The following is a 12385-nucleotide window of genomic DNA, read 5'->3' on the forward strand; positions in this document are numbered from 1 at the left end:
TGCGCCCTCAGAGGAACAGGCAAGAAATCCAGCGGTGTGCGCAATCTCCGAGCGCCGCTCGCGCGAGCCCGGCTCAGAGCACTTCGTCGCGCAGCTGCGGAAACACTTTCGAGACCTTCGCGAGCAGGTAGTCGCCGTAGCGCCCGCTGAAGGCGTGTACGTTGGCGCGGTCCCAGCGCTCGGCGCTGTCGTCCAGCGCCTGTGCGCCCGCGAGGCCCTCGATGCGCTGCACGCGCGTCTCGAAGTTCGGATCGAAGAACAGCGGAAACGACAGCCGGTCGCGCCCCGAGGTGTTGCGCTTGACGCGGTGCGGCGTCGACTTGTAGAGCCCGCCGGTCATGCGGTCGAGCATGTCGCCGATGTTGCAGACGAAGGAGCCGGCGATCGGCGGCGCGTCGATCCAGCCGCCCGGCGTATGCACCGCGAGTCCGCCGACGTTGTCCTGGTGCAGGATCGTGAGCAGCCCGTAGTCGGTGTGCTCGCCGACGCCCCATTGCACGTCGAGCCCTTCGGGCACGGGCTGCGAGGGGTAGTTGAAGAGGCGGAAGAGGATCAGCGGATCGGCCGTGTAGCGCTCGGCGAAGTACGCAGCGGGCAGGTCGAGGCTCAGCGCGATGCCTTCCATCAGGCGATGGCCGAGTTGCGTCACCGCGGCCATGTACTCGAGGATGGTCTCGCGAAAGCCCGGCACGTCGGGAAAGAGGTTGGGCCCATGCACCGGCGTCTTCGCCTGCACCAGCGGGTGCGTGGCGGGCAACTCGGTGCCGAGGTAAAGCCCTTCTTTCCAGTCGGGCCGGCCCGAAGTCAGCTCGCCGCCGAGCGGGAAGAAGCCGCGCCACGCACGCCCGCCGAGGGCCATGCGCCACTGCATCTTGGTTTCCTCGGGCAGCTCGAAGAATTGGTGGCTCAGCACTTCGAGTCGCTGCACCAGCGCCGCATCGACGCCGTGGCCCGTGACGTAGAAGAAGCCGTGCGCGCGGCAGGCGGCGCCGATCTGCGCGGCCACCTCGTCGCGCCCGGGCGCACCGGCCACGAGCGGCGCGACGTCGATGAGGGGAAGGGATGCGTCGGTCATGCGTCTCTCGAGAAAGGCGAGCGGATGTCGGACAAAAACTGCTGCGCGCGCGGATGCTGCGGCCGGTTGAAGAAGTCGTCGGGCGTCGCGCGTTCCAGCACCTTGCCTTCGTCCATGAAGATCACGCGGTCGGCCACCTCGCGCGCGAAGCCCATCTCGTGCGTCACGCAGACCATGGTCATGCCGTCGCGCGTGAGGTCGCGCATCACCAGCAGCACCTCGCCGACCATCTCGGGGTCGAGCGCGCTGGTGGGTTCGTCGAAGAGCATCAGCGGCGGCTGCATCGCGAGCGCGCGCGCGATCGCCACGCGCTGCTGCTGGCCGCCCGAGAGTTCGCTCGGCCATGCATTGGCCTTGTTGGCCAGGCCCACGCGCTGCAGCAGCGCCATCGCGCGCTCCTCGGCATCCTTGCGCGTGAGGCCGCGCAGCTGCGTCGGCGCCATCGTGCAGTTCTGCAGCACCGTGAGGTGCGGGAACAGGTTGAACTGCTGGAACACGAAGCCGATGCGCGAGCGGAACGCGTTCACGTCGGTGCCGGGCGCATGGATGTCCTGGCCGTCGAAAAGAATGCGGCCCGACTGGATCGGCTCCAGCCGGTTGAAGGTGCGGATCAGCGTCGACTTGCCCGAGCCCGAGGGCCCGCACACCACGACGACCTCGCCCTTGTGGATGGTCTCGTTGATGTCGACCAGGGCCTGGTAGCTGCCGTACCACTTGTTGACGTTCTGCAGTTCGATCATGCGGACACCTTGGGGGCCGAGGCGGAGGAGGAAGTGGAAGCGATGGTGGACATGCCGCGGCGCGCGAGCCGGCGCTCCAGCCAATAGGCGAAGCGCGACAGCCCGAAGCAAAGAACGAAATACGTGCCACCCAAAATCAGGTAGATCTGCGCCGGCTTGGTGAACACCTGCGTATTGATCTGCGTCGCGATGAACGACACTTCCGCGAGGCCAATGATGTAGCCGAGCGACGTCTCCTTGATGGTCGAGACGAACTGGTTCACGAGCGAAGGCAGCATGCTGCGCAGCGCCTGCGGCAGCACCACCAGGCGCATCGCGCGGAAGTAGCCGAGGCCCAATGCGCGCGCGGTCTCCATCTGCCCGCGCGGCAGGCCCTGGATGCCGGCGCGCACGATCTCGGCGAGGTAGGCGGCATCGAAGATCACCAGCGCGATCAGCATGGTGGTGAACTGGTCGGTCTTCACGCCCGTCACGCTGGGCAGGAAGAAGTAGGCCCAGAAGATCACCATCAGCAAGGGCAGGCCGCGCACCACGAACACGAAGCCCGTCACCGGCCAGCGCAGCCACCGCCACGGGCTCACGCGCGCAAGACCCAGCACGATGCCCAGCGGCAGCGCGAGCACGAGCCCGCACGAGGCCAGCAGCAGCGTGAGCACCAGCCCGCCGAGCGGGCCGTTCGGGTACTGCCCGATGAGGAAGTAGACCCAGTAGTCGTTGATGATCTGCAGCATCGCGCGGGCGTCCTCAGATCGTTCGCACCGGGAAGCGGTGGTGGTACCAGGTCGCCAAGCCCGTGATGGCCAGCGACACCGTCAGGTACGCCGCGCTCGCGAACGCGAACGACTCGAAGCTGCGGAAGGTCGCGCTCTCCACCTGCCCGGCCTGGTACATGAGCTCGGCCACGCCGATCACGGTGGCGATGGAGGTGTTCTTCCAGAGGCTCAGCGTCTGCGAGATGAGCGGCGGCACCGTCACGCGCAGCGCCTGCGGCAGCACCACGCGGCGCATGGTGTCCAGGTAGCTGAAGCCCAGCGCGCGGCCTGCCTCGAACTGCACCGTCGGGATCGCGCGGATGCCGCTGCGGATGTCTTCGGCCATGAAGGCGGCCGTGTAGAGCGCGAGCGCGACGATGGCGCTGTAGGCCTCGATGTGCCCCGCATAGAGCCATTGCTTGATGCCATCGGGCAGCAGCTCGGGCGCGCCGAAATACCAGAAGAGCATGTGCGCGAGCAGCGGGATGTTGCGGATCGACTCCACGTACGCAAAGCCGAGCCAGCGCAGCGGCGCGATTGGCGAGAGGCGCAGGAGCGCCACCACCAGCGCGATGGGCAGCGCCAGCACGAGCGAGGCCGCCAGCAACTGCAGCGAGAGCAGGAGGCCCGCGACCAGCATGTCGTGGTACTTGCCGGTCAGCAGCAAGGAATAGTCGAACAGGGGCATGGGGGGCGACAGTATCACCGTCGCGGAGGGTGGGGCTCAAGCTCCCTCCCCCGCTGGGGGAGGGTTGGGGTGGGGGCACGGCGGCGATCGATGCGCCGCGGCGTGTTCAGAGGCCGCTTGCCCCCATCCCGGCCTTCCCCCGGAAGGGGAAGGAGAAATGCAAAGGCAGGGTCAGTCGATCTTGTCGCTATCGAACTTGAAGTCGCGCGTCTCGAAGCCCGAGGCGGTCGTCGGGCCGTACCACTTCACGAAGATCTTCTGCGCCTCGCCCGACTTCTCGAGCTCGCGCAGCGTATCGTCCACCACCGCCTTCAGGCCGCTCTCGCCCTTCTTGATGCCGATGGCCAGCGCCTCGGTGCTCAGGTTCTGCTTGAGCACCACGTACTGCGCCTTGGCCGGGCCGAGCTTGGCGTAGCTGCGCAGCAGCGCGGCCTCGTCGTCCACGTAGCCCACGCCCTTGCCCTGCTGCAGGGCCTGGAAGGCCTGCTGGCTCGTGTCGAAGGTCACGACCTCGGCCGTGGGCACGGCCTTGCGGATGTTGGGCTCCTGCGTGCCGCCGCGGATGGTCAGCACCTTCTTGCCACCCAGTTGCGGAATGTCGGCGATGCCGCTGTCCTTCTTCACGATGGCCTTCTGGCCGGTCACGAAGGTGGTGAGCGAGAAGTCGATCTGCGCCTCGCGCTCCTTGTTGTGCGTGAGGCCCGCGGCCACCAGGTCCACGTGGCCCTGCTGCAGCTCGGGAATGCGCGCGGCCACGGCGATTTGCTTGAGCACCGGCTTCACGCCGATCTTCTTGGCGATGGCGTTCACCAGGTCGACTTCGTAGCCGACGATCTGGCGCGTCTTCGGATCGACGAAGGTGGCGGGCTCGTCGGTGCCGAGCACGCCGACCACGAGCTCGCCCTTTTTCTTGATGTCGGCGAGCTGGTCCGCGTGGGCGACGGTGCCCAAGAGGAAGGTGGAAGCGGCAAGGGCCGCGGCGAGCAGGGTGTGACGCATGGTTGTTCTCTCTCCGGATGGAAATTCAGGGCCGAACCATAACAAGAAGCGCTGGGGATACTAAATCGTCAATCGCGATATGCATATACGCACGGCGATGCCGATGGCCGGACGCATTCATCGTGGTTTCAAACAGACCCGCGTGAGTCATTCGGGCGGGTCCCACGGCATCGGCGAGCCCGCGCCGCCGCTGCCGCAATAGGTCCATGGCTTGTCGGCATCCTTTCCCTGGTAGGGGCCGATGAAGCCTGCGTCGAACTGGCGCCAGCCAGCTTCCGCGCGGGCAGCGTCGGTGTCGAACACGCCCAGCAGTCGTTCGAGGATTCGCCGCCACTCGGGGCCCGTGGCGATCATCGAGCCGATCTCCATGGTGTCCAGATGAACGAAGGCGAAAGGGGCTTGCGCCAGCATCGCCGCGAACTGGTCGAACCACAGCGGCTTCAAGCCGGGGAAGCGGGTGCTCAACAGCGCGCGCCTTGCGGCGAGCGTGGCCATGGCCTGCGTGCGGGGCGCCACCAGGTAAGGCCACGGGCTGTCGGGTTCGTCAGGGTCGGGCAGGTCGATGATGTCTTCGCGCTGGAACAGGGAGAGCCACAGCAGCGGAAGGTGGTGCCCGGACAGCAGGTACGGCGCGTCATCGGAAAGCTCTCCTTGTGCCGGCTTGATCCCGGCATCCGTGAAATACAGCTCCGCATAGCTCCCCATGGCTTGGTTTCCTTTGCCGGCCGGTTTCGTCGGCGAGGCGGCTCGCCGCACCGAAGGGCATTGTGCCGTTGCGGCTTCCAAGGCTGGGTTAAATTCGCGGCGAGGGCCCGCACCTTCGCCGCCCCTCGATATCCCATACTCCCGCCCATGCAGATTCAAGAAAAGCCGCCCGCCGGCACGCCCTTCGAGTGGATCGGCGGCGAACCGAAGGTGGAAGCGCTGGTCGAGCGCTTCTACGACCTGATGGACCTCGAACCCGCGTACGCGCAACTGCGCGCCGTGCACGGCACGAGCCTGGACAACGCGCGCCAGCGCCTCTTCTGGTTCCTGTGCGGCTGGCTCGGCGGGCCGCAGCACTACACCGACCGCTTCGGCCATCCGATGCTGCGCGCGCGCCACCTGCCGCAGAGCATTGGCGGCCACAGCATCGGCATCAAGGAGCGCGACCAGTGGCTCGCGTGCATGGACCAGGCGATGGGCGAGACCGGCGTGCCCGATGATTTGCGCGCGCGCTTGCGTACGTCTTTCTTCCAGACCGCCGACTGGATGCGCAACCGCGGCGAATAAAACAGACCCCGACTTCCGAAAGACTCTCCCTCATGAACCCCATCGTCATCATCGGCGGCGGCCACGCCGCGGCCCAGCTCTGCGCGGGCCTGGCCGAAGCCGGGCAGGGCGCGCGCGTGCACCTCGTCTGCGAGGAGGCTTGCGAGCCGTACCACCGGCCGCCGCTGTCGAAGGCCTTCCTCAAGAGTGCCGAGGAAACCACGCAGCCGCACAAGGCCGCCGACTGGTACCGCGAAGCGGGCATCACGCTGCACCTGGGCGATGCGGCCGTGGCCATCGACCGCGAGGCGCACACCGTCACACTGCGCTCGGGCGCGGTGCTGCCGTGGGAACGGCTGGTGCTCGCCACCGGCACGCGCGCGCGCCAGATGCCCGACCTGAAGCAGGGCCTTGAAAACGTTGCGAGCCTGCGCGCCGCCGACGAGGCGCATCGCCTGCGCGAACGTCTTGCGAATGCGGAGCAGGTCACGGTGCTGGGCGGCGGCTTCATCGGCCTCGAAGTGGCGGCCACCGCCAAGGCGCTCGGCAAGCGGGTGCAGGTGATCGAGAGCGCGCCGCGCCTCCTGGGCCGGGCCGTCTCGCCCGAGTTGTCGGCGCACGTGCTCGCGACGCACCGAGCAGCGGGCATCGACATCGTGCTCGGCGCGCAGACCGGCGCATTCGAGGTCGAGGGCGATCGGCTGGTGTCGGTCCAGGTCAACGGCGCAAAGCAGCCGGTCGACCTGCTGCTGCTCGGCATCGGCGCCGTGCCCGAGACCGCATTGGCGCAGGCCGCGGGCATCGAGTGCGCCGACGGCATCGTGGTCGACGGCCACATGCAGACCAGCGCCGCCGACGTGCTCGCCGTGGGCGACTGCACGCGCTTTCCCGATCGCCGCGCGGGCCGCGCGCTGCGGCTCGAATCGGTGCAAAACGCGAACGACCAGGCACGCACCGCAGTCGCCACGCTGACCGGCGCGCCGCGACCGCACGATGCCGTCGCGTGGTTCTGGTCCGACCAGGGCGCCATGCGGTTGCAGATGGTGGGGTTGATGCCGGCCGAAGGCACGCCGGGTCTCACCAGCGTGCGCCGCCCCGGTCCCAAGCCCGAAGCGTTCTCGCTGTTCCACTATGTCGACGGGCAGCTCGCGTGCGTCGAATCGGTCAATGCGCCGGTCGATCACATGATGAGCCGCAAGCTCCTTGAAGCGGGCCGCAGCCCTGACCCGGTGGCGATTGCGGATGCGTCAATACCGTTGAAGAATCACCTGGCGTAGTGCATTGCTCCCCCGGTGGGGAGAGGGGTGGGATGGGGCACGATGGCGATCGATGCGCCGCAGCCTGTTCAAAGGCCGCTCGCCCCCCTCCCGGCCTTCCGCCGGAAGGGGAAGGAGCAAGTCAGCGGCGCACGGGCGCCAGCAGCACCACCAGCGCCCCGGCACCACCTTCGGCCGGCTTGGCCTGCACGAACGCGATCACCTCGTTCTTCTGGATCAGCCAGCGCTGCGTCTTCGTCTTGAGCACCGGCTGCTTGCCCGGCGAGCCCAGCCCTTTGCCATGCACCACGCGCACGCAGCGCAGACCCTGCTTGTGCGACGTGCGGATGAAAGCGCCGAGCGCCTCGCGCGCCTCGTCGCTGCGCAGGCCGTGCAGATCGACCTGCGCCTGGATCGACCAGTCGCCCTTGCGCAGCCGCGCGGTCACGTCGGTGCCGATGCCGGGGCGGCGAAAGCTCATGGCGTCGTCCACGTCCAGCAGCGTGGTCACGTCGAATTCGTCGGAGAGCGATTCGCGCAGCACGCGCTGCTCGTCCAACTGGTGCTGCACCGGGATCGGCGCGGGCGGCTCGGGCGCGAGCGGCACCGCGGCCTTGCGGCGCAGCGGCTCGGTGGCGCCGATGGCGCGCGCGAACAGGTCTTTCTCGGCCGCGCGCTTGCGCTCGGCGGCGGCTTTGGCCGCGGCCTCGGCCGCTTCGCGCTCGCGCGCCTCGGCCAGCACGCGCTGCACCTGCTTGAGGTCGGCGAGGTTCTTGATCGAAGGGGGACGCGAGGCCATCAGAGCAATCCTTTTTCGGCCATCGAGAAGCTCTGGCCTGGGCTCACGATGACATGGTCGATCACGCGCACGTCCACCAGCGAGAGCGCGGCCCGGAGCGTCTGCGTGAGCGACTCGTCGGCGCGCGAGGGCTCGATGGCGCCGCTCGGGTGGTTGTGCGCCAGCACCACGGCCGCGGCCTGGTGGTGCAGGGCGCGCATGACGATTTCTCGCGGATAGACGCTCGCCTGCGTGAGCGTGCCGCGAAACAGCTCCTCCAGCACGATCAGCCGGTGCTGCACGTCGAGAAACAGCACCGCGAACACCTCGTGCGGCCGCGAGCCGATGTGCAGCTGCACATACTGCTTGACCGCCTCGGGCGAATCGAACACCGTGCGCTCCTTGAGCTGCTCGGCCATGGCGCGGCGCGCCAGCTCGAGCACCGCGATGAGCTCGGCGCGCTTGGCATCGCCCCCCATGCCCTTGACGAGCTTGAGCTCCTCGGGACCGGTGTGCAGCAGGCCCGAGAGGCCGCCGAAGCGCTCGAGCAACTCCTGCGCCATCTGCAGCACGTTCTTGCCCGGCACGCCGGTGCGCAGCAGCAGCGCCAGCAGTTCGGCGTCGGCCAGCGCGGCGGCACCTCGGGCGATGAGTTTTTCGCGCGGGCGGGCGTTGGCGGGGAGATCCTTGAAAGCCATCGGAACCTGGGGGGAATGTTGGGAAAGCCGGGGAAACCTTGGGCGGAACGGGTGGAAGCGCCCCGTCCGTAAAATGCAGTCCAGTTTATCGGGACACCCACCTTGTCTTTGCCTACCTCCGTTGCTCTCATGTCCCACGTCGTGACTTCCGGCTCCTTCCTGACCCTGCACTACCGGCTCGCCGGTCCGGCGGGCGACATCATCAACACCTTCGCCGACAAGCCCGCGACCCTGTCGCTGGGCACCGGCGAGCTTTCGCCTGCCATGGAGCAGCGCCTGATGGGCCTAAAAGAGGGCACGCACGCCACCTTCGAGCTGCCCGCCGGCGAGGCCTTCGGCGACCGCAATCCCGAGATGCAGCAGTGGGTGGCCAAGAAGCTGCTCGCGCAGATGGGCGACCCCGACGAGAAATACGCGGTCGGCGACGTGGTGCAGTTCCCCACGCCCGATGGCACGGGCAGCTATGCGGGCGCGGTGATCGAATCGAGCGAGACCGCGGTGCGCTTCGACTTCAACCATCCACTGGCCGGACAACCCGTGACTTTTGAAGTCCGATTGATCGGGGTGCTATGAGCCGCCGGGCCGCTCCCAAGGCGAATGCCGCAGCGCGTAGCGCGGAGGTTGCCGAATGAACCCCGGTATCGAGGAAGTCATCCTCGCCGAGCCGCGCGGCTTCTGCGCGGGCGTGGACCGCGCCATCGAGATCGTCGAGCGCGCCATCGCCAAGTTCGGCGCGCCGATCTACGTGCGCCACGAGATCGTGCACAACACCTACGTGGTGAACGAGCTCAAGGCCAAGGGCGCGATCTTCATCGAGGAACTGTCCGACGTGCCGCCCGGCGCCACGCTGGTGTTCAGCGCGCACGGCGTGAGCAAGGCGGTGGAGCAGGAGGCGCGCGACCGCGGCTTCGAGATCTTCGATGCCACCTGCCCGCTGGTGACCAAGGTGCACGTGGAGGTGGCCAAGCTCGCCAAAGAGGGCTACGAATTCATCATGATCGGCCACAAGGGGCACCCCGAGGTCGAGGGCACGATGGGCCAGCTCTCCAGCGGCATCCATCTCGTGGAAGACGTGGCCGACGTCGCGAATGTCGCGCCGGCGCAGACCGACAAGCTCGCGGTCGTCACGCAGACCACGCTCAGCGTGGACGACGCCGCCGAGATCGCCGCCGCGGTGCGCGCGCGCTTTCCGAGCGTGCGCGAGCCCAAGCAGCAGGACATCTGCTACGCGACGCAGAACCGCCAGGACGCGGTGAAGATCATGAGCCCGCAGGTGGACCTCGTGATCGTGGTGGGCAGCCCCACCAGCTCCAACAGCAACCGGCTGCGCGAGCTCGCACAGCGCCTTGGCACCGAGAGCTACATGGTCGACTCGGCCGACGAGCTCAAGCCCGAGTGGTTCGAGGGCAAGGGCCGCGTGGGCCTCACGGCCGGCGCCTCGGCGCCCGAGGTGCTGGTGCGCGAGGTGATCGACCGCGTGCGGGCCTTCGGCGCGGTGTCGGTGCGCAAGATGGACGGCATCGAGGAGACGATCAAGTTTCCGCTCCCCAAGGGCCTCAAGCTCGACGACATTCCGCCTCCGGGACACATCTCTTGAACATGCAAACGACCCACTGGCGCTCCGAGATCGAGAGCGCTTCCCGCAGGCTGCGCGAGCGCGCCGGCGAATTCCTGCGCGAGACGCCGCTGTGGAAGCTGCCCGCATCCGCCTTCGGCCTGGGCACCGCGCCGGGCGTCGAGGTGTGGCTCAAGCTCGAACACCTGCAGGTGAGCGGCAGCTTCAAGGCGCGCGGCATGATGAACCGGCTGCTGGCCAACGACATTCCCGAGAGCGGCGTGGTCGTGGCGTCCGGCGGCAATGCCGGCATCGCCACGGCGGCCGCTGCCAAAGCCTTGGGCGTGCGCTGCCAGGTGTTCCTGCCGGGCGTTTCGCCCGAAGCCAAGCGCGCGCGCCTGCGGGCGCTGGGCGCCGAAGTGGTCGTGGTCGGCGAGCTGTATCCCGATGCGCTGGCCGCGTGCCTCACGCGGCAGAAGGAAACCGGCGCGCTGCTCACGCACGCTTACGACCAGCCCGAAGTCGTGGCCGGCGCCGGCACGCTGGGCCATGAGATCGAAGCGCAGGGCGGCTTGCCCGACTCGGTGCTCGTGAGCGTGGGCGGCGGCGGCCTGATCGGCGGCCTCGCCGGCTGGTTCGAGAAGCGCGCCCGCGTGGTGGCACTGGAGCCCGAGAAGGCGCCGACGCTGTTCCGCGCGCGGGAAGCCGGCGAGCAGGTCGATGTCGACGTGGGCGGCATCGCGGCCGATTCGCTCGGCGCGCGGCGCATCGGCGCGATCTCCTGGGAGATCACGCAGCAGCAGGTGCAGGATGCGCTGCTGCTGTCCGACGAATCCATCCGCGCCGCGCAGCAGTGGCTGTGGAAGGAACTGAAACTCGCCGTGGAGCCGGCCGCCGCGCTGCCGCTGGCGGCGCTGCAGACCGGCGCCTATGTGCCGCGCGAGGGCGAGAAGGTGTGCCTGATCATCTGCGGGGCGAACGTCGATCCGGCCACGGTCGCCTGAGGTCCTCGGGCCGGGGGAGGGCGCGCGCGTCGCGCCCACCTAAAATCCCCTCATGCTCGACATCACCCTGCTCCGAAAAGACCTGGCCTCCGCTGTGGCCGGCCTCGAAAAACGCAAGAAAAACCAGCCCTATCTCGACGTGTCGGCGTTCACTGCGCTCGAGGCCGAGCGCAAGACGGTCCAGACCCGCACCGAGGAAATCCAGGCGCGCCGCAACGCGCTGAACAAGCAGATCGGTCCGCTCAAGGCCAAGGGCGAATCGACCGATGCGCTGATGGCCGAGGTCAACGCGCTCAAGGCCGAGCAGGAATCGCAATCCAAGCGCCTCGAAGAAATCCAGCCCGAGCTGCAGGCGCTGCTGCTCGCCGTGCCCAACCTGCCGCACGCCAGCGTGCCGATCGGCGAGGACGAGACCGGCAACGTCGAGATGCGCCGCTGGAGCCCGCAGGGCGGCGCCGGTGCCAACGCCACGCCGCTGGCCTTCGCCGCGAAGGACCATGTGGACCTCGGCGCGCCGCTGGGGCTCGATTTCGAGATGGGCGCCAAGCTCGCGGGCTCCCGCTTCACCGTGATGAAGGGGCCGATCGCCCGGCTGCACCGCGCGCTCGCGCAGTTCATGCTCGACACCCAGACCGAGAAGCACGGCTACGCCGAGTGCTACGTGCCCTACATCGTCAACGCCGCCACGCTGAGCGGCACCGGCCAGTTGCCCAAGTTCGAAGGCGACCTGTTCGCCGCGAAGAAGGGCGGCCAGGACGGCGAACCCGCGCCCGATCACTCGGCGCTGTACCTCATCCCGACCAGCGAAGTGCCGCTGACCAACTTCGTGCGCGACGAGGTGGTGCCCGAGGCGCAACTGCCGATCAAGCTCACGGCCCACACGCCGTGCTTCCGCTCCGAAGCCGGCAGCGCCGGGCGCGACACGCGCGGCATGATCCGCCAGCACCAGTTCGACAAGGTCGAGATGGTGCAGATCGTGCACCCCGAGAAGAGCTACGACGCGCTCGAGCAGATGACCGGCCATGCCGAAGCCGTGCTGCAGGCGCTGGAGCTGCCGTACCGCGTGGTGCTGCTGTGCACCGGCGACATGGGTTTCGGCGCGACCAAGACCTACGACCTGGAGGTCTGGCTGCCGGCGCAGGACACGTACCGCGAGATCAGCTCGGTGTCGAACTGCGAAGCCTTCCAGGCGCGCCGGCTGCAGGCGCGTTTCAAGAACGCGCAGGGCAAGAACGAACTCGTGCACACGCTCAACGGCTCGGGCCTGGCGGTGGGGCGCACGCTGGTGGCGGTGCTGGAGAACCACCAGAACGAGGACGGCTCGATCAATGTGCCTGCCGCGCTGCGGCCGTATCTGGGCGGACTGGAACTGTTGCGCGGTTGAAAGCCTGAGGGCCGGGGCTTCAAAAGCCCCGTTTTTATCCGCTATAATCGCAGGCTCGACAGCACCGGAGAGGTGGCAGAGTGGTCGAATGTACCTGACTCGAAATCAGGCGTACTAGCGATAGTACCGAGGGTTCGAATCCCTCCCTCTCCTCCAATAAACAAGCGCCCCCTGGGCGCTTTTTTATTGCCTGTTCACAGGTGCG

14 protein-coding genes and 1 tRNA gene are annotated in these 12385 nt (G+C 68.0%); 7 read left to right on the forward strand and 8 right to left on the reverse strand.

Annotated elements, in window-relative coordinates; genetic code table 11:
* Positions 1–73 precede the first annotated feature (73 nt).
* The 6 genes from JC881_RS08340 to JC881_RS08365 form a co-directional block, all read right to left on the reverse strand.
* Positions 74–1075, reverse strand: coding sequence for an isopenicillin N synthase family dioxygenase (locus tag JC881_RS08340; RefSeq protein ID WP_198785247.1), 1002 nt, complete (start codon positions 1073–1075; stop codon positions 74–76).
* The gene (locus JC881_RS08345) at positions 1072–1815 is read right to left on the reverse strand and encodes an amino acid ABC transporter ATP-binding protein (protein ID WP_198785248.1); all 744 of its coding nucleotides are present in this window, start codon (positions 1813–1815) and stop codon (positions 1072–1074) included. Before JC881_RS08345 ends, JC881_RS08340 begins: the two co-directional genes overlap by 4 nt.
* Positions 1812–2546 (reverse strand): amino acid ABC transporter permease, encoded by a 735-nt coding sequence (locus JC881_RS08350; protein WP_198785249.1) that lies wholly within the window; start codon positions 2544–2546, stop codon positions 1812–1814. Before JC881_RS08350 ends, JC881_RS08345 begins: the two co-directional genes overlap by 4 nt.
* A 13-nt stretch (positions 2547–2559) precedes the next feature.
* Positions 2560–3255, reverse strand: coding sequence for an amino acid ABC transporter permease (locus JC881_RS08355; RefSeq protein ID WP_198785250.1), 696 nt, complete (start codon positions 3253–3255; stop codon positions 2560–2562).
* A 171-nt stretch (positions 3256–3426) separates the two neighbouring features.
* A complete protein-coding gene (locus JC881_RS08360) occupies positions 3427–4254 on the reverse strand; it encodes an ABC transporter substrate-binding protein (RefSeq protein WP_013543072.1) in 828 nt (275 codons plus the stop codon).
* Positions 4255–4401: 147 nt separating this feature from the next.
* Entirely contained in the window at positions 4402–4959 is a 558-nt protein-coding gene (locus tag JC881_RS08365) for a hypothetical protein (protein ID WP_198785251.1), read from the reverse strand.
* 147 nt (positions 4960–5106) lie between these two features.
* Between JC881_RS08365 and JC881_RS08370 the strand changes: the two genes are divergently transcribed.
* On the forward strand, positions 5107–5526 hold the full coding sequence (locus JC881_RS08370; RefSeq protein WP_093437920.1) for a group II truncated hemoglobin: 420 nt from the start codon (positions 5107–5109) through the stop codon (positions 5524–5526).
* Positions 5527–5558: 32 nt separating this feature from the next.
* On the forward strand, positions 5559–6782 hold the full coding sequence (locus JC881_RS08375) for an NAD(P)/FAD-dependent oxidoreductase (RefSeq protein WP_198785252.1): 1224 nt from the start codon (positions 5559–5561) through the stop codon (positions 6780–6782).
* 121 nt (positions 6783–6903) lie between these two features.
* Here the strand turns inward: JC881_RS08375 and JC881_RS08380 are convergent, their stop codons facing one another.
* Positions 6904–7560 carry a Smr/MutS family protein gene (locus JC881_RS08380; RefSeq protein WP_198785253.1) on the reverse strand — a complete coding sequence of 219 codons (657 nt, stop codon included), beginning with the start codon at positions 7558–7560 and terminating at the stop codon, positions 6904–6906.
* Positions 7560–8237, reverse strand: coding sequence for a RadC family protein (radC, locus tag JC881_RS08385; protein WP_198785254.1), 678 nt, complete (start codon positions 8235–8237; stop codon positions 7560–7562). Before radC ends, JC881_RS08380 begins: the two co-directional genes overlap by 1 nt.
* A 129-nt stretch (positions 8238–8366) precedes the next feature.
* Here radC and JC881_RS08390 point away from each other — a divergent pair, with 129 nt between their 5' ends.
* The 5 genes from JC881_RS08390 (at position 8367) to JC881_RS08410 (ending at position 12336) form a co-directional block, all read left to right on the forward strand.
* Positions 8367–8810, forward strand: coding sequence for an FKBP-type peptidyl-prolyl cis-trans isomerase (locus tag JC881_RS08390; RefSeq protein WP_198785255.1), 444 nt, complete (start codon positions 8367–8369; stop codon positions 8808–8810).
* A 55-nt stretch (positions 8811–8865) separates the two neighbouring features.
* Positions 8866–9834: a 4-hydroxy-3-methylbut-2-enyl diphosphate reductase gene (ispH, locus tag JC881_RS08395; RefSeq protein ID WP_198785256.1), complete on the forward strand. Its 969-nt coding sequence runs from the start codon at positions 8866–8868 to the stop codon at positions 9832–9834.
* Entirely contained in the window at positions 9831–10796 is a 966-nt protein-coding gene (locus JC881_RS08400) for a threonine/serine dehydratase (RefSeq protein ID WP_198785257.1), read from the forward strand. The genes ispH and JC881_RS08400 overlap by 4 nt, the downstream gene beginning before the upstream one ends.
* A gap of 52 nt (positions 10797–10848) precedes the next feature.
* Positions 10849–12180 (forward strand): serine--tRNA ligase, encoded by a 1332-nt coding sequence (gene serS / locus JC881_RS08405; protein ID WP_198785258.1) that lies wholly within the window; start codon positions 10849–10851, stop codon positions 12178–12180.
* A 66-nt stretch (positions 12181–12246) separates the two neighbouring features.
* Positions 12247–12336 (forward strand) — tRNA-Ser (locus JC881_RS08410).
* The last annotated feature ends 49 nt before the right edge of the window (positions 12337–12385 follow it).

This window comes from Variovorax sp. IB41 (assembly GCF_016405905.1).
Lineage (GTDB): Bacteria > Pseudomonadota > Gammaproteobacteria > Burkholderiales > Burkholderiaceae_C > Variovorax.